Here is a 24,912-nt window from a genome sequence, read left to right as displayed (position 1 = left end):
GGCGGTTAATCGCCTCTCTTTTTTGATGTAATAGAAAATTTCTTCAAATTTCCTTCTGCGTCAAAGAAGGCTGTTTCTAAAATGGAGTTATGAAACGATTTTTTACACGAATTAATTTTATGGAGGGTGAAACAAAAGATGAGAAAACAAAATTTTACAAAGTATGTTATTCTTTTTTGTATCATGGGGGCCATCCTGTGTGGAAGTGCCGGTTGTGTGCCGCAGAAAAAGGTACAGCCTGAAATTCTCTGGATCAACGGTACTTATGCTGTTTTAACAGAGCTCAACGGCAGCGATTATACGCTTTTTGGAGGGGAGAAAGCCAATGAAATCAATAAACGGCTTGAACTCAAATTATTAGAGGAGTGGTGGGGCGTGACGGACAGAGCCAGCGCAGACGAAATCCTGAACTGGCTGCTTGATACAGGGCACCGGACCGATTATGCCATGCTGATGCAGGGGCTGGAGGAGGACGGCGCATCTGAATTGGAAGAGAATGAACAGGCTGAATATTTTGGTGATATTACAGGTGATGCAAATGAAGGGTATTATCTTGAGAAGGCCTATGATGACTACATTAACTACGGAGAGGGTGCCATTGACGGATGGGATTACTGCCGTGCTGCATCCTTGTGCGGCTGGTATTATATTGCCGGATATTATACGAAACAGGAGGCAGTGGACAAGTCACTTGAAATCGGACAGACGATTCAGAAAAGATTTTCATCGTGGGATGAAATGATGGACAGCTACTTAAGAGGATATGAATATTGGTCTTATGAAAGCGGAGATGCCCGCCGGGAGATCTATGAAGATATTAAAACCAGGGATAACAGTCCCTACCGGCTGGACTGGAATCTTCCCCTGACAGGAAGCAAATAACCGTCTCATTTACAGTCTTTGGGAGTAAATGTGCCGAAAGGGCTGATGATCCGGACTTAAGAGTAAATTCCGGCAAGACGCTGCTTCATGCACAGGCCTCAGCCGTCAAAAAAGCCGGCATCCCGCCGACTTTTTTGTATCATAGAGATGGTATTTGCAGATGCAAAAAAGTGATGTGGAAGGAGAGATACACCGGACTGAGGGATCATACAAAGGAATCTTTCCAATGTTCAAGCAGTTCCAGGTCAGAAGCCTTAAGCTTTAAATTGGTGGCAATGGTTTTTCCTTCCGGTGATGTAACGCGGATTTCTATCACACTCCCTTCTTTCAGCGGGCCCTTTAAGGCTGCTTTCAGGAACAGGGGGAATTTTGGATGGTTATCTTTAAAAACAGTCCAGGATTCCTTTAACTGCATCAGGTTCATTAAGTTCATTTGACTGATCCTTTCTTTCTTGATTGTTAGTCATATCCTAGCATAAGTGAAAAAAGGAGTCAATGAGGGGCAGGAGGAAAGAACGTCTTTTCCTTAGTCTTTCTGTCGTGGTATAATAATGCAAGCGTCTATTATGGCGCTGCATTCGCCAAATGCCGCTTTGCGGCGCCTGGCTCATTGCTTTCATGGTATAATGGGGATATGAAAGAAAGGATCGCCTATGAAAATTGACAGACTTATTGGAATTTTATCCATCCTGCTTCAGGAGGAAAAGGTAACAGCTTCTTATCTTGCGGACATCTTTGAAGTTTCAAGAAGGACCATAAACCGGGATGTGGAGGCCTTGTTAAGGGCGGGAATTCCCCTTGCAACTTTTCAGGGACAACATGGGGGGATATCTATCATGCCCGCTTACCGGATCGACCGGACGGTGCTGACTTCCTCTGAAATGCAGTCTATACTCACCGGACTTAGAAGCCTGGACAGTGTGGCGGGAACCAGCCGGTACCAGCAGTTGATGAAAAAGCTGTCGGCGGACCAGGCATCGGTACAGGTCCCGGAAAGCCACATCATGATCAACCTTTCCTCCTGGCATAAATCCTCTCTGTCTCCTAAGATAGAGCTGATCCAGGAAGCCATTGAAGCCGGCCGCTCCATAAAATTCTATTATTATGCTCCAAGGGGTGAGACGGAAAGGATCATTGACCCTTATCTGCTGATATTCCAGTGGTCCTCCTGGTATGTGCGTGGATATTGCAGGGACCGGAAGGATTTCCGCATGTTCAAGCTGAACCGGATCCAGGAGCTTGCAGATACCGGTGAACATTATGAAAAGCTGCCCCTTCCCCCCTTTGAATGCGTTCCGGAAAATCCATATCCAATTAGTTTTAAAGTTACTGCGGTTTGCGAGCCGGAGGTAAAGTGGCGTCTGGTGGAAGAGTTTGGGATCGGTTGTTTTAAGGAACGGGAGGATGGAACGCTTTTGTTTGAAGCCGGATTCTCTGACAGGGAGAACTTATTTGGCTGGCTTTTGAGCATGGGAGATCAAATTGAATTGATGGAGCCGGAGGAATTGAGAAAGGACATGGAAGAGCTGGCTTTGGGAATATATGAAAAATATGCCGGTAAAAGGAAGAGCATGCTTCTTGCAACCGGCCCCAAAGAAGGCTATAATAAAACATAAATTGACAAAAGCAGGTGAAATTTATGTATATAGCAGACTTGCATATCCATTCCCATTATTCCAGGGCAACCAGTAAGGACTGCTCTCTGGAGTATTTGGACTTGTGGGCAAGGAAAAAAGGGATCAGCATCCTGGGAACCGGTGATTTTACCCACCCGGCGTGGCGTGAAGAGTTAAAAGAAAAGCTTGTTCCTGCAGAGGAAGGGCTTTACATATTAAAGGAAGAATACCGTATAAATAAAGAGGAGGGACCGGAAGGAGAGATTCCCCGGTTTGTGATTTCCGGGGAGATCAGCTCGATTTACAAGAAAAACGAAAAGGTGAGGAAGGTCCACAGCGTCATCCTCCTGCCCGGCCTGGGAGAGGCAGAGCTGCTTTCAAAAAGGCTGGAAGCCATTGGAAACCTGCATTCAGACGGCAGGCCCATTCTGGGGCTGGATTGTCGTGACCTTCTGGAAATTACGCTGGAAGTATGCCCCAGAGCCATTTATATTCCGGCTCATATCTGGACACCCCATTTTTCTTTGTTCGGGGCGTTTTCCGGTTTTGATTCCATTGAGGAGTGTTTTGAAGATTTAACCCCCTATGTGCATGCCTTGGAAACGGGGCTTTCTTCCGATCCGCCTATGATATGGCGTTTGTCGGCTTTGGACCGTTTTCAGCTTGTTTCCAACTCTGATGCCCATTCTCCGTCTAAATTGGGCAGGGAAGCCAATTTTCTGGATATAGAATTATCCTATGACGGGCTTTGGAATGCCATTCAAAAGGGAGAGGGATTAGAGGGAACCGTGGAGTTTTTTCCGGAAGAGGGAAAATACCATTATGACGGCCACCGGAAATGCAATCTCTGCCTTTCTCCATCAGAAGCGAAACAGTATTCCGGCAAGTGTCCGGTATGCGGCCGTAAGCTGACCACCGGCGTATCCCACCGGATCGGACAGTTGGCTGACCGCAGTCCGGGCTTTGTTCTTCCAGGAGGAAGGCCCTTTGAGAATCTGGTCCCTCTGTCTGAGGTCATTGCTGCAACCATAGGATATACGGTTGCCAGTAAAAAGGTCCAGAACCAATATGAAGCCATGATAAGGGATTTGGGCCCTGAATTTCTCATCTTGAGGAAATTGCCTTTGGAGGATATTAATCACGCCTTTGGCTATATGATTTCTGAGGGAATCAGGCGGCTGAGAGAAGGAAGGGTAGCCTGCAGTCCGGGATATGATGGGGAATACGGGACCATCCGGCTGTTTGAGCCGGAGGAGATTGTGAAGAGGGGCAAAGGGGAACGTATTAGTACAAAAGAATAGACTGCCTGACAAAAGAGGAAAGCAGATGAAATACAGTAACGGAAGGTTGGGAATACCCGATGAAAAAGGAAAATATCGGCCATATACTTGAGGAATTGGATCAGGCCTACGGTGTGACAAAGGAAGGATTTTACCATCAGCAGCCATGGCAGCTTCTGGCAGCCATTATGCTCAGCGCTCAAAGCACAGACAAACAGGTGGAGGAGGTTCTTCCCCAGTTGTTTCAACGCTTTCAGACGGCAGAGCAAATGGCGGAAGCAACCTTGGAGGAAATCGAGGAAGCCATACGTTCTATTGGGCTTTATAAAAATAAGGCAAGGAATTTGAAGAAATGCTGCAGGCAGATTGCAGAGGAACATGGAGGCCAGGTTCCAATGGATATTGACAAGGTCCTGACCCTGGCAGGTGTGGGAAGGAAAACTGCCACCTTATTCCTTGCAGATGCTTACGGAATACCGGGAGTCACGGTGGATACCCACGTATTCCGCATTTCCAGGCGGCTGGGCTGGGCCTCCGGGAAAAATCCGGCGGAGGTGGAAATAGAATTGCAGAGGATACTGCCAAAGGACCACTGGAACCGGATCAACTTCCAGTTGATTTATCACGGCAGGTCGGTCTGCACTGCAAGGAAGGCAAAATGCGGGGAATGCATGCTGAGAGAGTGGTGCGGGCAGATGATGGACAGGGAAAAGAAAGGAGATAAAAAATATCATGAGGCTTATGTTTAAACAGCGTTTTTTTTCCTGGTTTGACAGTTACGACATTTATGATGATAATGACGCCACCGTATACACGGTATGCGGCAGGCCTGCATGGGGCCATAAGCTGGAAATCTATGACAACAGCGGCAATCACCTGGCTACCTTAAGGGAGCAGGTGCTTACCTTCCTGCCCCGGTTTGCCATTCAGATCAACGGAGAAACGGTGGGAACCATTACCAAGGAGTTCACTTTTTTCAAACCCTCTTTTTCCGTTGACTGCAACGGCTGGCATGTGGAGGGCAGCTTCCTGGAATGGGATTACTCCATTCTTTCCCAGACCGGCAGTGTTGTGGCCAGAATCGAGAAACAGCTTTTTCATTTTACGGATACCTATTTGATTGATGTGGCCGATGGGCAGGACAGCCTTTTGGCACTTATGGTGGTCCTTGCCATTGATGCGGTTAAATGCAGCCGGAACAATGGATGACGGCTTTATCCCCAAAGACTGCAAATTAGAAAGTTTTGAAATAATAAAAAGTCTCCCTGCTGATTTCTTTATGAAATCGCCAGGGAGACTTTTTCGGTTATCTAACACTGATCTGCCTTTTTACTTGCTGAGAGGAAATAAAAGAGTCACTGTAAAGATTTTTTTCTCTTGGTTGGCATCAATTCTCATCACACCGCCTAAGTGCTCAATGATCCCCGTAACGATTGCTAAACCAATTCCATGAAAGTCTTTGTTGGCTTTTGTGGATTCAGGCATCCCGTTGCGCAGGTTACACTCCCCGTTAAAAGAGTTGGATATCTCAACCTTCAGCCAATCATTGCCTGTGTTTAAGCCGCTTGTAATTGTAATAAACCGCTCAGATTCAGATGGAACCTTAGCACAAGCTTCAATCGCATTATTTGTCAGATTTGAAAAAATACGAATACCGCCCATATCCGATATATTGAGCTTCTTGGGGATATACACCATTGCTGAAAAACGTGTTTTCTGTTCCGCGCACATATTAGCCACGTCCTGAAATATGGCGTCCAGTATGATATGGTTTGAATATGTCTTATGAACCAGAACCTGTTTCTGCATGGTATCGTGAATCGTATCCAGCATCCTTTCCGCATTCTGGTATTCCCCGGCGGATAACAGGGATTTCACGGAAGCCATCATATTTTTATAGTCGTGCTTAAAGGCCCTGAAGCTCTCGGTGTATTTCTGATAGGCTTTATAATGCTGTAATTGTATGCGTAGCTGCTTTTGAAGAAATTGATTATGTAATTCAAACTCCAAAAGAGCGCTCATTCTTATCCCACGCTTTACTAAAAGACTTTGGGAAGCAAAGCATATTACGCAGGATACAATATAGGTTATTTTATACCAGGGCAGATCCACACCGTAATATCGCCCTAAATTGACAAATAGCAGATAGGCCAAGAGAGTTGTTTGAAAGATTGCAACAAACCTTACCTGCTCTTTGCTGCGGTAGAACTTTTCCATTTGGGACTGGGGTGCGATAATATGCCGAAAGAACCTATCATAAACGAGTATAATACAGATGGAAATGAACCATGCAATAGAATAATAGAATTTGTCATGTCTCACCCATTTAACGCTTTCGTTCAAACATAAAGCGAAAGCCGGGATCACAATCCCTCTTCCCCAGTAGAGAAGGGCAGCAAAATAACTGCTTTCAAAAAGGAGCTGCACCGGATTCATTTTATACATGAGCTTTAATTCCAATATGGTAATGCCTAAAAGGGCGAGAGCTCCATAATGGGATGAAAGGTTCAAGCCCCATACAGCCCCGAAGCTCCAGTTTATGAAAGCGGCAATCCCAAAATAAAACCAGTAACCCTGCCTGACCGAAAAGGTATTTTTGTGATAGAGGAGGAAGGACACGCTGTAAACCGTAAACAGACATTCTGCCAAAAATTGCAATGAATGTGCCATTAGACTTCTCCTTTCGCATTAGAAACTTGTATTGTTCTGGGTCATGTAATCCATAAAGGCACTTTTTACCTTTTCTTCATAAGTTACTCCCACGGGTATGATTTCTCCAGTTTTAAGAACAATCGTGCGGCGTTGAAATTCCACGATATACTGGAGGTTAACGATATAAGAGCGCTGCGTGCGGACAAAATTCTTTCCGTGCAACTGCTCTTCCAGTTCTTCCATGGTGATCCAGTACTGAAACTTTTCGCTTTTCCCGTAATGTACAGTTACGATCCCTTTCCAGATAGCAAAATGAGAGATTTCTTTAATAGAGATAATCTTACGTGATGCACCTGATTTACAGACAAATTTTTGAGTGGCTTTGCCATCGGATAAATGGATGGCCCGCAAAAATACCTGTTCAAATTTTTCCTCAGATGTTTCGGCTTTCATCAAGTAATGTACGGGGGAGACATCGAAGGAGTCAAACACATAATCTTCGCAGGATGTCAAAAAAATAATTTCTGAATTACACCCCAGTTCTCTCAGTTTTTTTGCCGTATTTACGCCATTAAGATTGTCCATTAATATATCAAGATAAATAATGTCCGGCAAATCCGGAATATCAGGTATATGAAACAGCAAGGATTTGCCGCTGTAAAATGCGGAAAGGGAAATCTCAATCTGGTTTTTTTTCGATATACGTTTAATTAAATCACTATATCTTTCCACTGCCTCACTGTTGTCATCACACAAGAATATGGTTTTCATTTTATACACCCTTCCCTAAGACTTAGGATGAAACGCGACGCATCCATTTATTCATAAATTCTTACAATTTTATTACCGCGCTTAAAAGCGCGGTAAATGTATATTTCAGCTTATAAGTATAAATAGAAAACAAATATTTGGATTAAATTCCGTCCAATACAGCAGCATTTCCGCTCAATTAATATCCTGTCTTGTGTTTTTCCAATATTTCCCAATATTTTGATCCAGTGCAATCGGGCGGAAATTACTGCTCATTAAGCGGAAAATGGCACAAATTGGTCTATGTTCATCCTATAATTGGAAGACGAAGTATAGTTTTGAATTTTAATTTATATTTCAATAGCCAAGTATACATTAATGAGGTTGAATACATGAAATTACATATGACAACAGACTATGGCATCCGGGTTATGTGTTGCCTCTATAACAAAGACACTTTAATTACAGCCAATGAGCTTTCAGAGCAGCTTTACATTTCCTACGGATATTTAAATAAGGTACTTGGCTGCTTAAGACAAGCTGGTATGGTGGAAGTTCTCCATGGACGTTTTGGCGGCTATCAGATCGCTGACAGTGCACGGGAAGCCACTCTTTATGACATCATTCAGGTAATGGAAGGCGATATCCAGATCAACTCTTGTTTTGGAGAGGATGGTTTCTGCAACAGGGAGGCCATGGAAACATGCCTTGTCCGTGCGGCATTAGAATCAGCACAAAATGAATTGGTCGATAATCTGCGCCGTGTACGCCTGTCTGATATTTCGGGAATGGCCGGCAGACTGCATGGGAATAAAGATATACACACGGACCTTCAGTGTTCCATGAGCGAATCTGATTGAAAGTCAGGCAGATAGTTTTATCCGATCCCTTACGGTTGCGAAAAGGAAAATTTTAATGCCAGAAGATCAAAGAACGAATCATGAAGATACATATGTCACAAAGCGAAAAAGAAGAGTGGTTCCGGCATACCGGCAGAAGACCCATAAGGTGTATCAGCCAAAGCATGCCGCTGTACCAAAGCCTAAACAATCGTTTTGGCCCTCTCTTTTAAGAAGTGTGCTGAGTGCTGTAACCGCAGCCGTGGTGTTCAACTTAATGTTTGGGATTGCAGTCGTGTCAGGGACATCCATGGAGCCAGCTCTTTTGGAAGGTGATGTCATCATATTTTGGAAGCTTTCAGACTCATACGAGAGAGGCGAGATTGTTCTGATAAGAAGGAATGACAGTACGGACTATGTAAAGCGCATATGCGCTGTTCCCGGTGATATGCTGGAGTGTGGGGACGATGATGAACTTTTTCTTATTAATGGAAAAGAACTGAATGAACCGTACATCTATGAAAAGACCTACGGTAAGACGGAAATCAGTTATCCGCTCACAATTGGTACAAGTCAGTACTTTGTTATGGGAGACCACCGGGGCGATTCCTTTGACTCACGCAACTATGGGGCTGTAAATGTAAAGCAGATTGATGGTAAAGCACTTTTCATATTTCGAGGAGGACTATGAGAATAAAAATAATGAGAAGATGTAGTATGACAAAACAATGTAAATTGTACGGCAGCATCTTTCTGCTGCTTGTAATCTTCCTGGTCATGGGAATATTACCTATTACAGGGGTTGCCCAAGGCGACAGTGCAAAAGAAGTAATTCCATCTTTTGATGTGCCTGTGACAGAAGCAACTGTTTCGTCCGCCACAAAAAGAGAGGATATTTCGGTTGCCCAAAGCGATGGTGCAATAGAAGTAATCACATCTTTTGATGTGCCTGTGACAGTAGCAACTGTTTCGTCCGGCACGAAAAGAGAGGATATTCCACTTCCTGAAACCTTGACGGCAACGCTGGAAGACGGTACCGTAGCGGACATTCCGGTAACCTGGGATGACGGTGGATTATATAACGAAGATATGGCTGGAACGTATACGTTTACTGCTGATATTGGCACGTACCTCTATGGGCAGGCACCTCCCGTGGCAGTTGTAACGGTAACGGAACCTTCTGCAGTATTATCCGGCAGCATCGGCGGCAGGCTTTGGCTGGATAAAAATGCGGACGGCGTGATGGATGAAGATGAATCAGGGGTGGCAGATTATCCTGTAAACCTCTATATGGCTGATGATCCGCATGCTGCGGTGGAGACTGCCAAAACCGGAACCGATGGTACTTATAGTTTTGAAAACATAGAGCCTGGCAGTTATGTAGTGGGAATAGCCTCTGAAATGATGGGGGAAACAGAATACCTGCTGCCAGTGATTGGAATATCAGGCGACAATAAATTTGAGCTTGTTGAAATGGACGAAGAAACGATTATGGCTTTCAGTGAAACCATTGTAATTTCTGAGGACACGGATACAGCGGTGGAGGCTGTGAACGCCGGCATTCGCTTACCGGCTAAAAAGATTGGAAGGTCATGGACTGCGGGTAATTATACTCAGTTGAAAAACTGCATATCTCAGGCATTGGAGAATGATATCATCGTAATCTCAGGAGACATTGTATTTTCAACAAGTGAAACTATTACCATTAATAAGAGCCTTACTTTTCGTTCCGGTTCCGGTAATCCGGTTACCTTTAGCCAAGCGGCTGCCAGGCGGCATTTCATCATAGATTCAACCGTTAACGGGGGCACAGTTGAACTTACCTTTGAGGATATCGTGTTTGACGGGAAAAAAAACGGAGGCGGCTTTGAAGTTAAGGCCGGAAAAACTCTTAAGCTCAACCTCACCAATTCTGTGATACAGAATTGTAAGGCAGTGAACGGCGGCGGCTTCCAGCTCAATACAGGAGCCACACTCACTCTTTATGGCGGAAAAATATCCGGAAATACAGCGACACAAAATGGAGCCGGTATTTACGTTGATTCAGGTAAACTTACCGTTCATAGTACTGAAATATCCGGAAATACAGTGACACAAAATGGAGCTGGAATTTTTGCGGACAAAAGCATCGTTTCCATCCAAAACAGTAGAATCTGTAATAATTCAGTTTCACTCTTCACCGATAATCGTTTAGGCGGGGGGCTCTATGCAGCAGCATCTGAAATCAGTGTAGAGGACAGTGAAATCTCTGGAAATAAAGCAACTCATGGCAGTGGCTTCTCCATATCGAAAGGCACGCTGACGGTTAATAATACAAAAATCTCCAATAATATAGCGATTCTCGGTGGGGGCATTCAGTTGAATAGTATGTCAGATGATACAACGCTTATCATCACTGGCAGTGAAATTTCCGGCAATGAAGCGGATATGTTAGGTGGTGGTATTTACGACGAGAGCGGAGTTCCATCGAAAAGCAGGATTACAATCGAGGAATGCAGGATCTTCGGTAATAAGGCGGGTTCGTATGGCGGTGCCATAGCCAGCAGCAGAGGAGACACTACAGTTACAAATTCTAATATCTTCAGCAATACAGCCGGATATGGAGGAGGTATATTTGTTAGCAATGGCTCAAGTCTTACAGTCAGCGGCGGTGAAATCTCCGACAATGCGGCACTTGCTTCCGCCGGGTACTTTGGAGGCGGTCAGGGCGGCGGTATCCACGGCAGATTTGGCAGCACCGTTACAATCAAAGATGACGGAAAAGTCACCAGCAATGTTGCAGAATCAGTTGAAAGCAATTCAGGCCGGGGCGGTGGGATTTATTTATACCAGAGCCAGCTTGTGGTTGAAAGTGGTGAAATTTCCGGCAATATGGCGAAGCAAGGCGGCGGCGGCATCTACAGCGAAAATGCCGGGACTGTTATAATTGAAGCAGGTAATATCGCCGGTAATGTGGCGCCTAACGGCGGCGGCATTTACATGAATCCCCTGGCTAACCTTACAGTTACCTCAAATGCAGTGGTATTTAACAATAACATAGCCGGAAAAGCCAATGATAAAAGTGAAGTTGATATGCTTTTGCATGAACAAAAGATCCATACGACACATTTTACTACGCCATTTGACTTTGCATACAACAACTTTGACGTTGGATATAAGACGACTGCTACCGGTGTTTTTTTTACAGTAAATTTTGATTCCCTTGGCGGAAGCCGGGTTAATCCAAAGATCGCAGCACCAGGCAGCACCATTGCAGCCCCGTCGCCCGGCCCCATCCGTGACGGATACTCCTTTGTAGGCTGGTACAGGAATGCTAACGGCACAAATCCCTGGAACTTTGCCTCAGATACGGTGATAAGTAATATGACGCTGTATGGAAAGTGGGTGCAGGGCAGCAGCGTTACTGTTTCCAAGACGGTAACCGGTGACTATGCCGACAAAACAAAGGAATTTAATTTCATCATCAGCTTTATGAATGAAGCCGGAAGTAAGCTTCCGGAGGGAACACAGTTTTTATATACAGGCAGTATTATTTCAGGATCTGGAGCGGCAGCTCCGATAGGCGGTATGCTGACACTGGACAGTAACGGCGAGGCAAGTTTCCCGCTGAAACACGGCCAGCAAATTACCGTTGTAGGTGTCCCGATTAACAGCAAGGTGAAAATCGCTGAGGTCCCTGCTGCAGGTTATACCACATCTTACCGGTATGGCAATGAGATATACACCGAAGAAGAAACAGAGGTATATACATTGACTGGTACAGTCAAAACTTTTGCTTTCATAAATTCCAGAGCGGCCGTTGTACCTACAGGTGTATCAACGGGAAGCAGTAAGTCCCTGGCTTTTCTGGTATTGCCCATACTGCTGGTAGCTGGCCTGGGAACTGGTAAAGTCCTTGGCAGATATAAAAGGAGCTTATAATATGGGAGAAGTTTATAAACATGCAAAAACCAAAAGAATCTTAAGGAGCCGGGAACCGCCTGCAGAAGCGGCAATGGTATCCGAACCTTCGCTGTTAATGGAAATTTTGTTTCTGCTGGCCAAGATTGCGGCGGTGGTGATTGTCCTGCTGCTGGGTTTCACCTTCATGTTCGGCCTTTACCGCAATGGGGAAGCCTCTATGACTCCTGCAGTCAAAGACGGTGATCTGGTGGTTTTCTACCGGCTGGACAAGAACTATGTGGCCGACGATGTCCTTGGGTTGGAATTTGAAGGAAAAAAACAGGTGCGCAGGGTGATTGCTACGGCGGGTGATATGGTGGATATCACGGAGGAAGGGCTGTTCATCAACGGTGCACTGCAGCAGGAAACAAGGATATATACCCCGACTCAGCGATACGAAGGCGGCGTGGAGTTTCCGCTTACTGTTAAGGAAGGGCAGGTGTTTGTCCTTGGCGACAGCCGGGTAAACGCCACAGACAGCCGTATATATGGTGCTGTGGATATCAAGGACACACTGGGGAAAGTGATAGCAATCCTCAGACGACGAGATATATAAAACCTTTGTGTTTATATATAAAAATATTCCAAATATAAAATAAGGAGTGAAGAGATGATTAAAAAACAAAAAAAGAGATTCCCGCGTATGCTCTTAACGACGGCACTTGCCGTGGTTATGTGCCTGGAAGTTACCGCAACTGCATTTGCAGACGGTCCGCTCACTGGAACTGAAACTACACCAGCCAGAGCATCTATTACAAAAATGCTGAACATGCCGGAAGGAACAACGACTCCTGGGGCGAACTTTACTTTTACATTTACAAAGAAAAGTTATATGGACGAAACAACAACTACTGCTTTGAACCAGATGCCGGCTATTTCACCTGTAACTGTTACATTTTCAAACACTGATACGGGCAGCACGGACAGTCTGACCGGAATCAAAAGCGTACCGAAAGAAGCGGCGGTGGCGCCCACCTTTACAAGTACGGGAATATATACATACGACATCACGGAGAATGCGGACACTTATACCATTGCAGATCCTACAAAGGAAAACGTGACCTATTCTCAGGCAAAGTATGAAATCAGTTACTATGTAAAGGAAAAAACTGACCACTCAGGTTTCTATGTAGAAACGATTGTTACAAAAATCCTGATTAATGACGATGGCACTGCTGGTTCCGGCGAAAAGATTAATCCAAATCCCGGCGGTCCAACCGGAAGTGGCAGTTACAGCGGGCTTGTCTTCCACAATGCCTATACAAAGAATACGGGCGGCGTGGATCCAACAATTCCCGGGAATCAGGTTCTTGCCATCAGTAAGGCTGTAGCAGGTGATTTTGCTGACCAGACAAAATACTTCGGCTATGATGTTTCAATAACCAAGCCTGCTGTTCTGACGAACGAAGTGACTTACAAGGCATATGTAATTGACTCTACCGGTGTGGTAACAGGGGATGCCAACGTAGCTTCTGGTGACACAGGCAGCATTCAAACCGATAGTAACGGCAAAAAGTATATCGAAATAACAACAGGTGCAACGAAGGTGATCAACCTCAAACATAACCAGACACTGGTCTTCAATGATTTAGAGGTTGGAGCAAAATATGTTGCAGATTTACAAGGTACCGTGGGTTATACTCCAAAAGCCCAGATTACTGCCAACGGCTCCGTTATAACTCCGGATTTAACTGCTCTTAAGGGAGAACACCTTAGTACCGGATCATGGCTTATTGGTGAGGCTAAGAACGGTGCTGATTTTACCAACACTTTTGAAACCATAACTCCTACGGGCGTTGTAATCAATAACCTTCCCTTTATCATGATTCTGATCATAGCGGCAGGTGCGTTTACTGCTTTCGTTGTTGCGAAAACACATAAAAAACGTGTTTACGGTTCCAGACATTAATGGTTAATCAATAAGGTTAATATGAAATAATACCGGGAAGGGGTCCATATGAACATAGCAGGAAAAAAGATTGGCAGAATAGCAGTAAAGATCGCAAGCAATGTGGTTGATTTCATGATATTGATGATTATTCTGCTGATGATAGCGTTTTCTGTTTATGCCATGTGGGACTCTGACCAGGTATATCAGGCAGCAGATGCCTCCCAGTTCGCGGTTTACAAGCCCAGCGCAGAGGAAGACAGTGTATCCTTTGCAGAGCTTCAGGCTATGAACCCGGAGGTGTTTGGCTGGCTGACTGTTTACGGTACCAATATAGACTATCCCATAGCACAGGGCGCCGACAATGCGAAATATGTGAATACCAGCGTCTTTGGGACCTACTCCCTATCAGGAGCAATCTTTTTAGATTATTTAAACAACAAGGACTTCCAGGACTTTAACAGCATTTTGTACGGACATCACATGGAAAAACAAGCCATGTTCGGAGATCTTGGCTCCTTTAGTGATAAGAACTTTTTTGACAGCCGCATTTATGGAAATCTATATTTCAGCGGCAAAGATCATGGATTGGAATTTTTTGCTTTTATTAAGACGGACGCATATGACGGAGGCGTATTTACGCCCTGCATCCAGGGCAAAGAGGCCCAGCAGGCATACCTGCAAAATCTCATGGATAAAGCCCTATACACCCGGGATATTGGAGTGACTGCAGAAGACCATATCCTGCTTTTGACCACATGTTCTTCCGATTCGACCAATGGAAGGGACATTCTTGCAGCAAGAATTACCAACGAGTATTACAGCGATACCTTTAATACGGAAACTATAAAGGGAGCAAACGGGCAGGTGCTGGTAGACAGGCAGGCCGGTATCTGGGAGAGCACCCCTGTGTGGCTGCGGATCACACTGGTAGTAGTTCTGATCATCCTGTTTGTAACTGCCATTCATTATATATTAAAAAGAAAGCACGTAAAGGAGTAATGGGAGATGCCTTTTTTGCAAAAAGCACAGAATAAAAGAATAACAACCATGGTTTGTCTGTTCTTCCTATTCATTTTGGTTATGGCACTTCCCAGGGCCGCTTATGCAGGGGTCACTTCAGTGCCGGTTACATTACGCATAGACCAGGTCTTTACAAAGAATAGCTCTGCTTTGGGTGTGAACAGTGTGTTTTCTTACACGTTGACCTCAATGGACGGGGGAAATCCAATGCCGGCGGGAAGTATCAGCGGAATTTATTCCTTCACAGTCGACGGAACAGACAGCAAAAATATTGATCCGATTTTCTTTAACAATACCGGTATTTATCGTTATGAAATCAAAGGAAATCCGTTTTCCTCTGCCTCCGGATATAGTTATGACAATGAGGTTTATTCTTTAACTGTTTATGTGAGACAGCCGGCTGATCATCTTGTAACGGAAGTCACTGTCCAAAAAAGTGATGGAAGCAAGGTGGGCCGTATTGAGTTTAAGAACACTTATACTCCCCTTGCAAGCAAGCCTGAAATCATGGTTGATCCTCCGGTGAAAAAAACCGTATCCGGAAATCCATCTAAAACCAGTACCTTCACCTTTTTGCTGACAGCAAAGAGTGGGGAAAACCCCATGCCCGAAGGCAGTGTCAATGGTGTGAAAACCATAACCATTGCAGGTTCAGGCAAGAAGGATTTTGGCACATGGAAATACACCAGAGAAGGAACGTATTACTATACCATCTCTGAAGTGGATAGCAGACAATCGAGATACACCTATGACACCACTGTTTACACGATCACGGATGTTGTGAAGGATGTGAACGGTCAGTTGGAAGTTATGCGGACAGTGACAAACGGATCCAATAAGCAAGTGGAATCCTGTATTTTTATTAATAAGTACAGTGGTGGAAGCAGCGGAGGCGGCAGCGGACCTGGTGGAGGCGGCGGAAGCAGTGGGGGCAAAGGACCTGGCGTAAGCGTCAATGACGCAGATGCCGGTGTACCCAAAGCCGGTGCGCCCCAGACAGGTGTACCTGATACTGACGTATCCGAGACAGGCATACCCAAAGCCGGACTACCCCAAATCGGCATACCCAAAACCGGGGATTTTAGCAGATTCGGGTTGTATACAACAATGTTTTGGGGCAGTTTTATGGCGGCGGCCTGTTGTATTATCTATCTGATCTTTGCCGGCAGACGCAAAACAGAGGAAACGGCAAAAACCATTGACAGATGAAAGAGAATGATGGGTAACTCATGAGAAAACGGCAAAAACCAATGAAAATCGCAGCAGGGTTCCTTTTAATGGTTTCAGTTTGTGTTATGGTGTTTTCCTGGTACAAGATGAGGGAAAGCTTACAGATTTATGCAGAGGGAGATCAAAACTATGAGCAGCTCCAAAATCAGATCCGGCAGCCGGTGGGTGCCAGTGCTTCTGATTCAGAAGCACTGCCGCTGGTGAATATTCCAGCGATCTCCATAGATTTTGAAACGCTTCAAAAGGTTAATACCGACTCTGCTGCATGGCTTTACTGTCCGGATACAGAAATTGACTATCCTGTTATGCGTTCGGATGATTACAACTGGTATCTCCACCATCTGCCGGACGGTACCTATCATGTCAACGGGACATTATTCCTTGACTACAACTGTCCGCCGGATTTTGGCGGCAGGCTGAGTATCATTTACGGGCACCATATGAAATCGGGCAAGATGTTTGGCTCTCTGGTGAAATATAAGGAACAGAAATATTTTGAACAGCACCCTTACCTGTATCTTTATACAGAACAGGGAAACTACCGGGTAGATTTAAAATATGGTTGTGTCATCGGTGCAGACCAATGGCGTGAACAGGCATTTATGTACGAAGGAAATCTGGAAGCATTGCTTTCATACGCATCATCAAAAACAACCTTTGAAAGCGGCACAGAATATACGGACCGTGATAAGTTTATTGTACTTTCCACGTGCAGCTATGAGTTTGACGATGCCCGGTATATTGTAATTGGTGTTTTAAGACCGGAATATGGAGCATAAAAACAGGTACGAAAGGAAGTAACAAAAAATGGTGTTGACGAAAGAATCAATAGATACGGTTAAGCTGACAAGAAGATTTAATAAGTGTTATGATGCCAGGGAAGTGGATCTTTTGCTCGATGAGATTGCGGCGGCAGCCCATGAGCAGTGCAGGGAGCTTGAAGAGCTGCGCAGTGTTCAGGCAGAGTATATGCAAATGAAGAATCAGATTTCGGAAGCCCTGCTGACTGCCCATAAGGCAGCAGCAGATTTAATGGAACAGACGAAACAGGAATGTGCCCATGAACAGGCGGTACTGCAGCAGAAGAAAACCGTATTGCAGGAGGAAATATCTTCTCTTGAACGGTATAAGATTCTTGCATTTGAACGGATTAAACATGAAATTGCAAAACTCCTTGGCAATCCGGATTATGTGGAGGTGCCGACGCAATATGCAATGGAAGAAAAAGAAACAGATGTTAAATCGTCTTTAAGAAACGAATTGAACGAAAATGCAGTTTACGGATCCCACTGAGCTATGAAAGGAGGAACGTCAAATGAAAAAATGGGGTACATTTGTCTTGTGCGCGGTTCTTATTACCGGCTTGATCAGCCGAACCATTCATCTGGTATCTGCCCAGGAGGAAATCCAGGCTGACGAGACTCAGATTGAAGAATCTTCCCCCCAGGACAGCACAGAGCCAAATTCGGAAGTTGAGGAATATCCTGAAGAAAGCAATAAGGATGGGGATGAGCAGGAATCGGCTGGGGAGCAGCCGGAACAAAGCGAATCTGAATCCCAGGAGACCACCGAAGAATCAGAGAGCGCTCCTTCCCAATCTCTTCCGGATGAATCTGACTCTGAAGGGGGAAATCTGCCTGGGGCAGAAACTGATGAGAGCGGGGAGATTCAGACGGAGGCAGAAACTCCGGAGGTGATTGAGGGAGGGATTCCGGAAGTGATTGAGGGAGAGAAACCGAAAGAGATTCCAGAAGTGATACCAACAGTGATTCCGAAAGAGACTCCGGTCCAGAAAGAAAATGAGGGCAATCAGGATGTTGTGGAAGCGATGCAGGCTGCACATGATAGCTTGAATGAGCACATTGATTACATCGCCAATCTGCTGAACATGGCAGATGACTATACCCTCATAGAAGAGGAGGATAATTTTTGTGAAGCACTTGCCATCTATGCCATAAAACATGAGCAGACCGAGGATTATCCTTATGGAATCGAAATAACCGGCGAAGAGGATTCTGCTGAGCTTCAATCCATATATTGGAGACTGAATGCTGTAAACGGAGCCAAAACAGAAGGAGATTCTGTGATCCGTGTAACACAGCTTTCCGCAGTGAAGGTGTACAATTTGTCAGATTCTCAACGGGATGTATTTAAAAAACTTAATTCCATAGAGAATAGGGAAACAGTCAATGGGTTGTTTCAAGAATGATATTTAGATTTTACTGGATCATCCTGACATAAGAATAGCCCCAATATGTGTAATATGAGTGGTAAACTCGCAGTAATTAATAAGAATGATGTAAAAAGCGCCCGAAAGAAAATCCCCCGGGTGCTTTTTACTTTATAAGGAATTCCTCAAAGGTCAAAATGATGTATAATACCTGGTTTGCTGTGGGTGGTTGAGGTAAGAGAATATCTGTGAGGACAGCATGATATTTGTTTCTATTTCAACAATATTCTGGAAACTGTGCTTTACATAAAAAATTTCAAATATTGTAAAATTTAACAGGTCTTGATATAGTAGAAATGAAAAGGGGGATCATATGATGAACAAAATAATAGAAGTAGCCAATTTAAGAAAAAATTATGGCAAAATAACTGCCGTAAAGGACATTAGCTTTTATGTGGAGCAGGGTAAGCTGTTTTCCTTCCTTGGTCCCAATGGGGCAGGGAAATCCACCACCATTGACATATTATGTACCCTGCTGGATTTTGATAAGGGACAAGTCACCATCAATGGATTTGACCTTCGGCGCGACAGCCAGGGGATCCGACAAATGATCGGCGTAGTATTTCAGGATGGCGTACTGGACGGCTTACTCACTGTAAGAGAAAATCTGACCATCAGGGCAGGCTTATATACATCGGATAAAGTCAGGATCAAAAATGCCATATGTGAAGCTGCGGCGGCTGCAGAATTGAATGAAATTTTAGACAGGCCTTACGGCAAGCTTTCCGGCGGTCAGCGGCGAAGGGCAGATATTGCACGCGCCCTCCTCCACACGCCTAAGATCCTGTTTCTTGACGAACCGACTACCGGCCTTGATCCTCAAACCCGGAAAAGCATTTGGAATACCATCAAAGAACTTCAGGTAAAGGCAGGGATGACGGTTTTTCTCACGACTCACTACATGGAAGAGGCAGCCGAATCAGATTATGTGATTGTAATTGACCATGGGGAAATTGCAGCCAGGGGGACGCCTTCCGAATTAAAGACACGGTATGCTACAGATAATTTGAGATTGGCCGTTGCCGATGAAACAGCCCTGCGGCAGGTTATGAAGGAATTAAAGCTTAATTTTAGGGTTTCAGCAGGTGAGTTTATTGTAAAGCTGCCAAACACCATGGCGGCTATCCCTATAGTGGAAAAATGCCAGGAATACATCAACAGTTTTCAGGTGCTGCAGGGCACCATGGATGACGCCTTTATTGGCATTACAGGAAAGGAGCTGCGGCAATGAGAGTTTTCATAAAACGAAATTTAAGGCTGTATTTTCGCGACAAAAACACAGTGTTATTTTCACTGATGGCTATTTTTATCATTGTTGCGCTTTATGCGGTGTTTTTAGGAGATGCCTGGATGGACGATTCCATGAAGGATCTTAACTATGCCCGGGAACTGATGAACAGTTGGCTTGCGTCAGGACTTCTTGCGGTGACTTCGGTAACTACCACAATGGGCGCATTTGGTATTATGATCGATGATAAAGTCAGCAAGATCCACAAGGACTTTGATGCTTCTCCCATGAAAAAGAGCAGTAAGACAGGCGGATATATTGGAAGCTCGTTTTTAATCGGCGTAATCATGTCTCTTGTTACGGCTGTGGCTGCGGAAGTTTATATTGTATACAGCGGCGGCCAGTGGCTTACCCTTACTGCCGGACTCAAGATCCTTTTTCTGGTGCTTCTTACGGCATTAACAAATACGTCATTGATCTGTTTTGTGGTGTCTTTTTTTAAGAACCACAGCGAGTTCAGTGCGGCCAGCACCATTATAGGAACTCTGATTGGATTTCTGACCGGTATCTATCTTCCCATGGGAGCTTTGCCGCCATGGGTGCAAACGATTATAAAAGTATTTCCCGTATCCCATGCTGCCGCTTTGCTTCGCCAGGTGTTAATGGAGGTACCTATGGAGAACTCATTTGACGGGATCCCTGCCGTGTATCAGGAGGGATTTAAGGAGTATATGGGCGTGACCTTTCACCTTGGGGGGCATGAGGTGACCCCGGCTTTCAGTATTGGGATTTTACTTTGTACTGCTGTGGTGTTTTACTGTCTTTCCCTTTTCAATATGTCGGTAAAAAGAAGATAGGGAAAAGGCAGCACCCCATTAACGCTGTAACTGATCACAGGAATAATTCCATGACAAAAACCACCATACAGGCGGCTAGGGAAACCTGAAACAGGCTTTTTTCCTTATAAGCCAGAATGGCGGCTGCAGCAAGCGCTCCAACGCCGGACCAAATGCTTCTGGTGGCAATAAGAATGGCTGGAAATGTCATTACCGACAATGTCACATAGGGAACGTAGTATAGGAAAGACCGGATAAACGGGATTTTTATTTCCCGGCGGATCAGGGTTAAGGGAAGGACGCGGATAAAATAGGTAACTGCGGCCATGACCAATATGTAGAGATAGATTCGGTTATTCATGGGAAACCTCCATAGGATCTGTTACCGGGAACAAAGCAGCGGCAGCTCCTGCGATGACAACCGTCAGAATAATCAGCTTAAGTCCGGAGGAAATGCTGCGCAGCGCCGGGGTCAGGAAAAATAAAAGGCTTAAGGCCATGGAAACGGCGGTCACTCCGGCCAGAATCTTATTTGTCTTTGCAGGCGGAATGATAATAGCCAGAAACATCCCATACAGGGCCACTCCCAAAGCGCTTAAAGCTCTTTCCGGCAGAAGGCGTCCAAAGAAAGCTCCGGATGCAGTCCCCAGTGTCCAGCCCGGAATGGCCAGGAGAAACAGGCCGTAGCAGTACCAGGGGTTTAAGGGACCAGGCTTACACACGGAAACGCCGAAGATTTCATCCGTTATTCCGTAGCCGATCAGGAGACGGTGGTAAAATGGGGTGGTTTTGTCAAGCTTTTGGGAAAGGGAGCAGGACATGAGACAATAGCGCAGGTTGATGACCAGTTGGGCGACTGCCATTTCAGCAAAGGGAGCACCTGCAGTCATAATGCCCAGGCCGGCAAATTGTCCTGCTGATGTTAAGTTGGTAAGGGACATCACAATGGACTGCCATGGGGACAGTCCAAAATTTATCGCCATGATCCCGAAGGTAAAGGATACGGCAAAATAACCGAGGCATATGGGGATTCCATCCTTTATTCCGGCTTTTATCTGTTCTCTGTTGGTATTCATAATGCTCCTTCCTCATAGGACGTGACAGCCCTTATCATACTTATAAAAATATACCATGATCCTTTACATCAGTAAAACAAATGTTTATAATGAAAACATTAGAAAACCTAATGATGAGGAGCTGGTAACATGAAGCGGTACCGGGCAATTATGAAGATTGTGGAAACAGGAGGATTTACCAGGGCTTCCCAGGAACTTGGATATACTCAGTCCGCCATCAGCCAGATGGTGCAGTCCTTAGAAGAAGAGCTTGGTACGGTACTTTTTGTACGTTCCCAAAAGGGTGTGGTACTGACTCCCCATGGGGCAGAACTTTTACCCTACATAAAAAATATATGTCATGCTTACAGGGAACTTACAGAGAAGCGAAAAGAGATGGAAGGAATCCAGAATGCCACCATCCGGATCGGTACCTTTGCCAGTGTATCCTGTCACTGGCTGCCTGGATTAATTAAGGCGTTTAAGGAGAAATATCCCTTGGTCAGCTTTGAACTCTATCAGGGAGATTATACAGCCATTGAGCGTCTGGTTAAAGATGGAAGCGTGGATTTTGGCCTCATCAATCCCCAGGCAGTAGGGGATCCGGATCTTAAAGCCATTCCCTTAAAGAAAGACCCCATGCTGGCCGTCCTTCCCCTTTCCCATCCCCTGGCAAGGAATAAGAAGATCGTGCTGAAGGAACTGGCATCAGAACCGTTTATTCTTTTGGAGGAAGGAAGCTTGAATGAACCCATGGAATGCTTTCGGGAGCATGGGATCAAGCCAAATATCCAGTACATTGTCCACGATGATTATACGATCATGGCCATGATCGAAAAGGGACTGGGTGTGGGAATCTTATCAGAGCTTATATTGAACCGTGTGGACTATAATAATTCCGTAAGAGAGACAGATCCGCCGTTGGCAAGAACCATTGGAGTTGTTTTTAAGGATAAAAAGATCCTCCCCGTTGCCAGCAGGCATTTCCTGGAATATCTCACAGAGGAATATGGGGAATTGCAGCACAAAGCATTAGAAGATAAATCTTAACCATGGAGGGGAAAAGAATGAGGCATGAAAATTTAACAACACTTTGTTATATTCAGCGGGAAGAGAGCTATTTGATGCTGCACCGGGTTAAAAAGAAGGACGATATGAACCAGGATAAGTGGCTGGGAGTCGGAGGCCATTTGGAGGAAGGTGAGAGTCCGGAGGAATGTCTTTTGCGGGAGGTAAAGGAAGAAACAGGATTATCCCTGTATTCTTACCGGCTCAGGGGGATCATTACCTTTGTGTCAGACAAGTATCCGGATGAATACATGTTTTTGTACACTGCTGACGGGTATGAGGGAGTCCTGACTGAGTGCCCAGAAGGAGAGCTTAAGTGGATACGGAAGGAAGAAATAGGCGGCCTGCCTCTTTGGGAAGGAGACCGTATTTTCTTTGACTTATTACTCTCGGACGCCCCTTTCTTTTGCTTAAAACTTGTGTATAAAGGGGATCATCTGGCAGACGCCATGTTAAATGGGCAGCCATTGGCGCCTCTGCCGGCTAATACAAAAGCTCCTTCTTCCCAAAGATCCGGCAACTGATCTTATACATCACCAGATTCCAGACAAGTGCTATCAGGGGAGAAAGCCCTAGGAGGATGAATATTGAGTAATCTGTAAATGAAACACCCAGCAAGGTGAAAAGCTTATAGATGCCAAAGCTGATTCCGGAAGGAATCAAACAGGAAACAAACATTAAGATACGGGCTTTTTCCGCGCCGAACTGAAACAAAAGGGGAATTGACATGCTTCCCATAATTTCTGCTATTACCAGGCTGGCCAGACCGGCAGACAGCAGGTTTGAAACATTGCTTATGCTGTTGAAGGCAACCTTATGAACAATGATACTGCCTATAAAACCAATTACCAAACCAGTGACAGCGCCAATGGCTGAGAAGATCAGAAGAACCACAAATTTGCTTGCCACCACATCCTTTTTGGTAATCGGCGTAACCATAGCATATTTCATCCATTTGGAATGATCATCAAAGCTGAAGGTAGTAATGATCATCATGCCGCATAAAATGCCGCTCATGATAATATAGGCCTCCACTCCGGTAGAAGGAATGAAAGAGACAGCTAAAACCAGCAGTATAAAGGCCATGGACTTGGCATTATGCCCGATGTTATATAAGTCTTTTAAAACCAAACTTTTCATTTTACCTGGTCCCCTTTCACATAAAGAAGAAGGATATCGTCAATAGAGGCATTGTCCACCACTGACCCCTTATACTTGCGGCGTGCCTTTTCCTTATCTGCCACCAGCACATCCCATTGATAGTCCCGTTTCCGGTAAGCAAGGATCTCTGATTTGTTGATGGCGTCAAACTGAGCCGTTGTGCACCGGATGATTCCGTAATGGTAGAGCAATTCATCCTTTTGTTTCGAGAACAGGACGTTCCCTTTGTGAATAAAGGTGATGTAATCCGCCACCTTCTCCAAATCCGCAGAAATATGGGACGACATCAGAATGGAATGGTTCTCATCCTGTACAAAATCCAGAAATAGATCCAGCATATCGTCACGCATGACAGGGTCAAGCCCGCCGGTGGCTTCATCCAGAATCAGAAGCTTAGGTTTATGGGAAAGCGCAACGGCAATACCAAGCTTCATTTTCATTCCCCTGGAAAATGTTTTGACCTCTTTGCGGGGAGGAAGCTGTAATTGTTTCAAATACTTATGGTAGGCGGTTTCATCCCACTTCTTATAGGCAGCCGCCGAAATCCTGCCGATTTTGGCCGGAGTAAGGGTTTCGTAGAAGTTGATGCCGTCAAACACGACCCCTATGTTTTCTTTGATATTTCTGGGATCGGAAGAAAGCTCCTGCCCCCAAAACTTAACCACGCCTTCATCCTTTTGGATAAGGTCAAGGATGCCATTGATTGTGGTGCTTTTCCCGGCGCCGTTCTCACCGATCAATCCCATAATAGTGCCTTTGGGAATGGAAAATGATACATGATCCAATTTAAAATCAGGATATTGTTTCGTCAGATTTTCAACCTGCAAAATCGGCTCCATTTTACTCCTCCTCTTGGTAAAACATGGTCAGAAGTTCTATCAGCTTGCCCAGTGATATGCCGCTGGTGCGGGCGATATCAGCGGCCTCCTGGAGATGTTCCTCAGCTTTTCGCTGCTGTTCTTCCTGAAAGAAATCTTTGTTTTGTGCCGATACAAAACTGCCGCGCCCAACGGTTGTTTCAATGAAGCCGTCCCGTTGTAAATCTTCATAGGCTTTTTGTACGGTAATGACGCTGACATGAATGGATTTAGCCAATGCCCGCATGGATGGAATAGGATCACCGGTTTGCAGCTCTCCACTCATAATCAGCGCTTTTATTTGTGAAGTGATCTGCTCATAAATGGGCTTATTTGTATTACTGCTGATTATAATCTCCACAGAAGGTCTCCTTA

At 45.1% G+C, this 24,912-nt stretch carries 26 protein-coding genes and 1 pseudogene; 19 read left to right on the top strand and 8 right to left on the bottom strand.

The genetic code is table 11. The features are described from left to right. Positions 1-138: 138 nt before the first annotated feature. Positions 139-882 carry a DUF1266 domain-containing protein gene (locus ACYVD3_RS09030; protein ID WP_460642180.1) on the top strand — a complete coding sequence of 248 codons (744 nt, stop codon included), beginning with the start codon at positions 139-141 and terminating at the stop codon, positions 880-882. Positions 883-1,087: 205 nt separating this feature from the next. On the opposite strand, the gene ACYVD3_RS09025 is transcribed toward ACYVD3_RS09030, so the two are convergent. After that, positions 1,088-1,315, bottom strand: a complete 228-nt coding sequence (locus tag ACYVD3_RS09025; protein ID WP_460642179.1) for a hypothetical protein — start codon at positions 1,313-1,315, stop codon at positions 1,088-1,090. 220 nt (positions 1,316-1,535) lie between these two features. On the opposite strand from ACYVD3_RS09025, the gene ACYVD3_RS09020 reads away from it, so the two are divergent. The 4 genes and pseudogenes from ACYVD3_RS09020 (at position 1,536) to ACYVD3_RS09005 (ending at position 4,987) form a co-directional block, all read left to right on the top strand. Beyond that, on the top strand, positions 1,536-2,498 hold the full coding sequence (locus tag ACYVD3_RS09020; protein WP_460642178.1) for a helix-turn-helix transcriptional regulator: 963 nt from the start codon (positions 1,536-1,538) through the stop codon (positions 2,496-2,498). 23 nt (positions 2,499-2,521) lie between these two features. Next, positions 2,522-3,757 (top strand): annotated as a pseudogene (locus tag ACYVD3_RS09015) (endonuclease Q family protein); the annotation flags it as partial. 101 nt (positions 3,758-3,858) lie between these two features. Further along, positions 3,859-4,527, top strand: a complete 669-nt coding sequence (gene nth, locus ACYVD3_RS09010) for an endonuclease III (RefSeq protein ID WP_460642177.1) — start codon at positions 3,859-3,861, stop codon at positions 4,525-4,527. Further along, positions 4,511-4,987, top strand: coding sequence for an LURP-one-related/scramblase family protein (locus tag ACYVD3_RS09005; protein WP_460642176.1), 477 nt, complete (start codon positions 4,511-4,513; stop codon positions 4,985-4,987). Before nth ends, ACYVD3_RS09005 begins: the two co-directional genes overlap by 17 nt. A 120-nt stretch (positions 4,988-5,107) precedes the next feature. On the opposite strand, the gene ACYVD3_RS09000 is transcribed toward ACYVD3_RS09005, so the two are convergent. Together ACYVD3_RS09000 and ACYVD3_RS08995 are read right to left on the bottom strand one after the other, a co-directional pair. After that, the gene (locus tag ACYVD3_RS09000; protein ID WP_460642175.1) at positions 5,108-6,448 is read right to left on the bottom strand and encodes a sensor histidine kinase; all 1,341 of its coding nucleotides are present in this window, start codon (positions 6,446-6,448) and stop codon (positions 5,108-5,110) included. An 18-nt stretch (positions 6,449-6,466) separates the two neighbouring features. After that, positions 6,467-7,201 carry a LytR/AlgR family response regulator transcription factor gene (locus ACYVD3_RS08995; RefSeq protein ID WP_460642174.1) on the bottom strand — a complete coding sequence of 245 codons (735 nt, stop codon included), beginning with the start codon at positions 7,199-7,201 and terminating at the stop codon, positions 6,467-6,469. 371 nt (positions 7,202-7,572) lie between these two features. Here ACYVD3_RS08995 and ACYVD3_RS08990 point away from each other — a divergent pair, with 371 nt between their 5' ends. From ACYVD3_RS08990 to ACYVD3_RS08935, 12 genes are all read left to right on the top strand, one after another. Then, the gene (locus tag ACYVD3_RS08990) at positions 7,573-8,040 is read left to right on the top strand and encodes an RrF2 family transcriptional regulator (RefSeq protein ID WP_460642173.1); all 468 of its coding nucleotides are present in this window, start codon (positions 7,573-7,575) and stop codon (positions 8,038-8,040) included. Positions 8,041-8,095: 55 nt separating this feature from the next. After that, a complete protein-coding gene (gene lepB / locus ACYVD3_RS08985; RefSeq protein WP_460642172.1) occupies positions 8,096-8,710 on the top strand; it encodes a signal peptidase I in 615 nt (204 codons plus the stop codon). Between the two features lie 26 nt (positions 8,711-8,736). Next, positions 8,737-11,940, top strand: a complete 3,204-nt coding sequence (locus ACYVD3_RS08980; RefSeq protein ID WP_460642171.1) for a DUF7601 domain-containing protein — start codon at positions 8,737-8,739, stop codon at positions 11,938-11,940. 1 nt (position 11,941) lies between these two features. Continuing rightward, positions 11,942-12,517, top strand: a complete 576-nt coding sequence (gene lepB, locus ACYVD3_RS08975; protein WP_460642170.1) for a signal peptidase I — start codon at positions 11,942-11,944, stop codon at positions 12,515-12,517. A 54-nt stretch (positions 12,518-12,571) separates the two neighbouring features. Continuing rightward, positions 12,572-13,870 (top strand): DUF7601 domain-containing protein, encoded by a 1,299-nt coding sequence (locus ACYVD3_RS08970; protein WP_460642169.1) that lies wholly within the window; start codon positions 12,572-12,574, stop codon positions 13,868-13,870. A 48-nt stretch (positions 13,871-13,918) separates the two neighbouring features. Then, entirely contained in the window at positions 13,919-14,851 is a 933-nt protein-coding gene (gene srtB, locus ACYVD3_RS08965; protein ID WP_460642168.1) for a class B sortase, read from the top strand. Positions 14,852-14,866: 15 nt separating this feature from the next. Next, positions 14,867-16,081: a Spy0128 family protein gene (locus tag ACYVD3_RS08960; protein ID WP_460642167.1), complete on the top strand. Its 1,215-nt coding sequence runs from the start codon at positions 14,867-14,869 to the stop codon at positions 16,079-16,081. 20 nt (positions 16,082-16,101) lie between these two features. After that, complete coding sequence (gene srtB, locus ACYVD3_RS08955; RefSeq protein ID WP_460642166.1) at positions 16,102-16,881, top strand: class B sortase; 780 nt, start codon at positions 16,102-16,104, stop codon at positions 16,879-16,881. Between the two features lie 28 nt (positions 16,882-16,909). Beyond that, positions 16,910-17,395 (top strand): hypothetical protein, encoded by a 486-nt coding sequence (locus tag ACYVD3_RS08950; protein ID WP_460642165.1) that lies wholly within the window; start codon positions 16,910-16,912, stop codon positions 17,393-17,395. A 22-nt stretch (positions 17,396-17,417) separates the two neighbouring features. Beyond that, positions 17,418-18,311: a hypothetical protein gene (locus tag ACYVD3_RS08945; RefSeq protein ID WP_460642164.1), complete on the top strand. Its 894-nt coding sequence runs from the start codon at positions 17,418-17,420 to the stop codon at positions 18,309-18,311. 334 nt (positions 18,312-18,645) lie between these two features. After that, positions 18,646-19,563 carry an ABC transporter ATP-binding protein gene (locus tag ACYVD3_RS08940; RefSeq protein ID WP_460642163.1) on the top strand — a complete coding sequence of 306 codons (918 nt, stop codon included), beginning with the start codon at positions 18,646-18,648 and terminating at the stop codon, positions 19,561-19,563. Then, on the top strand, positions 19,560-20,417 hold the full coding sequence (locus ACYVD3_RS08935; RefSeq protein WP_460642162.1) for an ABC transporter permease: 858 nt from the start codon (positions 19,560-19,562) through the stop codon (positions 20,415-20,417). The genes ACYVD3_RS08940 and ACYVD3_RS08935 overlap by 4 nt, the downstream gene beginning before the upstream one ends. 34 nt (positions 20,418-20,451) lie before the next feature. Here the strand turns inward: ACYVD3_RS08935 and ACYVD3_RS08930 are convergent, their stop codons facing one another. Next, positions 20,452-20,757, bottom strand: coding sequence for an AzlD domain-containing protein (locus tag ACYVD3_RS08930; RefSeq protein ID WP_460642161.1), 306 nt, complete (start codon positions 20,755-20,757; stop codon positions 20,452-20,454). Then, a complete protein-coding gene (locus tag ACYVD3_RS08925; RefSeq protein WP_460642160.1) occupies positions 20,750-21,472 on the bottom strand; it encodes an AzlC family ABC transporter permease in 723 nt (240 codons plus the stop codon). Before ACYVD3_RS08925 ends, ACYVD3_RS08930 begins: the two co-directional genes overlap by 8 nt. A gap of 129 nt (positions 21,473-21,601) precedes the next feature. Between ACYVD3_RS08925 and ACYVD3_RS08920 the strand changes: the two genes are divergently transcribed. Together ACYVD3_RS08920 and ACYVD3_RS08915 are read left to right on the top strand one after the other, a co-directional pair. Continuing rightward, positions 21,602-22,501, top strand: a complete 900-nt coding sequence (locus ACYVD3_RS08920) for a LysR family transcriptional regulator (protein ID WP_460642159.1) — start codon at positions 21,602-21,604, stop codon at positions 22,499-22,501. Between the two features lie 17 nt (positions 22,502-22,518). After that, positions 22,519-23,043, top strand: a complete 525-nt coding sequence (locus tag ACYVD3_RS08915; RefSeq protein ID WP_460642158.1) for an NUDIX hydrolase — start codon at positions 22,519-22,521, stop codon at positions 23,041-23,043. Here ACYVD3_RS08915 and ACYVD3_RS08910 read toward each other — a convergent pair. The 3 genes from ACYVD3_RS08910 to ACYVD3_RS08900 are packed head-to-tail and all read right to left on the bottom strand — an operon-like array spanning position 23,003 to position 24,898. Beyond that, complete coding sequence (locus ACYVD3_RS08910) at positions 23,003-23,659, bottom strand: ABC-2 transporter permease (RefSeq protein WP_460642157.1); 657 nt, start codon at positions 23,657-23,659, stop codon at positions 23,003-23,005. The two genes, ACYVD3_RS08915 and ACYVD3_RS08910, sit on opposite strands and share 41 nt — an antisense overlap. After that, positions 23,656-24,519: an ABC transporter ATP-binding protein gene (locus ACYVD3_RS08905; RefSeq protein ID WP_460642156.1), complete on the bottom strand. Its 864-nt coding sequence runs from the start codon at positions 24,517-24,519 to the stop codon at positions 23,656-23,658. Before ACYVD3_RS08905 ends, ACYVD3_RS08910 begins: the two co-directional genes overlap by 4 nt. A 1-nt stretch (position 24,520) precedes the next feature. Continuing rightward, positions 24,521-24,898, bottom strand: coding sequence for a GntR family transcriptional regulator (locus tag ACYVD3_RS08900; RefSeq protein ID WP_038284718.1), 378 nt, complete (start codon positions 24,896-24,898; stop codon positions 24,521-24,523). Positions 24,899-24,912 lie beyond the last annotated feature (14 nt).

It is taken from the genome of Lacrimispora brassicae (genome assembly GCF_054772055.1).
The sequence above is the reverse complement of the archived record's forward strand: the minus strand, read 5'-3'. Positions and strand labels throughout refer to the sequence as shown.

Excerpts from the sequence above, each read along its gene's own strand:
- ACYVD3_RS09030 (WP_460642180.1), top strand. The coding sequence starts at position 139 with ATGAGAAAACAAAATTTTACAAAGTATGTTATTCTTTTTTGTATCATG.
- ACYVD3_RS09025 (WP_460642179.1), bottom strand. The coding sequence starts at position 1,315 with ATGAACTTAATGAACCTGATGCAGTTAAAGGAATCCTGGACTGTTTTT.
- ACYVD3_RS09020 (WP_460642178.1), top strand. The coding sequence starts at position 1,536 with ATGAAAATTGACAGACTTATTGGAATTTTATCCATCCTGCTTCAGGAG.
- nth (WP_460642177.1), top strand. The coding sequence starts at position 3,859 with ATGAAAAAGGAAAATATCGGCCATATACTTGAGGAATTGGATCAGGCC.
- ACYVD3_RS09005 (WP_460642176.1), top strand. The coding sequence starts at position 4,511 with ATGAGGCTTATGTTTAAACAGCGTTTTTTTTCCTGGTTTGACAGTTAC.
- ACYVD3_RS09000 (WP_460642175.1), bottom strand. The coding sequence starts at position 6,448 with ATGGCACATTCATTGCAATTTTTGGCAGAATGTCTGTTTACGGTTTAC.
- ACYVD3_RS08995 (WP_460642174.1), bottom strand. The coding sequence starts at position 7,201 with ATGAAAACCATATTCTTGTGTGATGACAACAGTGAGGCAGTGGAAAGA.
- ACYVD3_RS08990 (WP_460642173.1), top strand. The coding sequence starts at position 7,573 with ATGAAATTACATATGACAACAGACTATGGCATCCGGGTTATGTGTTGC.
- lepB (WP_460642172.1), top strand. The coding sequence starts at position 8,096 with ATGCCAGAAGATCAAAGAACGAATCATGAAGATACATATGTCACAAAG.
- ACYVD3_RS08980 (WP_460642171.1), top strand. The coding sequence starts at position 8,737 with ATGACAAAACAATGTAAATTGTACGGCAGCATCTTTCTGCTGCTTGTA.
- lepB (WP_460642170.1), top strand. The coding sequence starts at position 11,942 with ATGGGAGAAGTTTATAAACATGCAAAAACCAAAAGAATCTTAAGGAGC.
- ACYVD3_RS08970 (WP_460642169.1), top strand. The coding sequence starts at position 12,572 with ATGATTAAAAAACAAAAAAAGAGATTCCCGCGTATGCTCTTAACGACG.
- srtB (WP_460642168.1), top strand. The coding sequence starts at position 13,919 with ATGAACATAGCAGGAAAAAAGATTGGCAGAATAGCAGTAAAGATCGCA.
- srtB (WP_460642166.1), top strand. The coding sequence starts at position 16,102 with ATGAGAAAACGGCAAAAACCAATGAAAATCGCAGCAGGGTTCCTTTTA.
- ACYVD3_RS08950 (WP_460642165.1), top strand. The coding sequence starts at position 16,910 with ATGGTGTTGACGAAAGAATCAATAGATACGGTTAAGCTGACAAGAAGA.
- ACYVD3_RS08945 (WP_460642164.1), top strand. The coding sequence starts at position 17,418 with ATGAAAAAATGGGGTACATTTGTCTTGTGCGCGGTTCTTATTACCGGC.
- ACYVD3_RS08940 (WP_460642163.1), top strand. The coding sequence starts at position 18,646 with ATGATGAACAAAATAATAGAAGTAGCCAATTTAAGAAAAAATTATGGC.
- ACYVD3_RS08935 (WP_460642162.1), top strand. The coding sequence starts at position 19,560 with ATGAGAGTTTTCATAAAACGAAATTTAAGGCTGTATTTTCGCGACAAA.
- ACYVD3_RS08930 (WP_460642161.1), bottom strand. The coding sequence starts at position 20,757 with ATGAATAACCGAATCTATCTCTACATATTGGTCATGGCCGCAGTTACC.
- ACYVD3_RS08925 (WP_460642160.1), bottom strand. The coding sequence starts at position 21,472 with ATGAATACCAACAGAGAACAGATAAAAGCCGGAATAAAGGATGGAATC.
- ACYVD3_RS08920 (WP_460642159.1), top strand. The coding sequence starts at position 21,602 with ATGAAGCGGTACCGGGCAATTATGAAGATTGTGGAAACAGGAGGATTT.
- ACYVD3_RS08915 (WP_460642158.1), top strand. The coding sequence starts at position 22,519 with ATGAGGCATGAAAATTTAACAACACTTTGTTATATTCAGCGGGAAGAG.
- ACYVD3_RS08910 (WP_460642157.1), bottom strand. The coding sequence starts at position 23,659 with ATGAAAAGTTTGGTTTTAAAAGACTTATATAACATCGGGCATAATGCC.
- ACYVD3_RS08905 (WP_460642156.1), bottom strand. The coding sequence starts at position 24,519 with ATGGAGCCGATTTTGCAGGTTGAAAATCTGACGAAACAATATCCTGAT.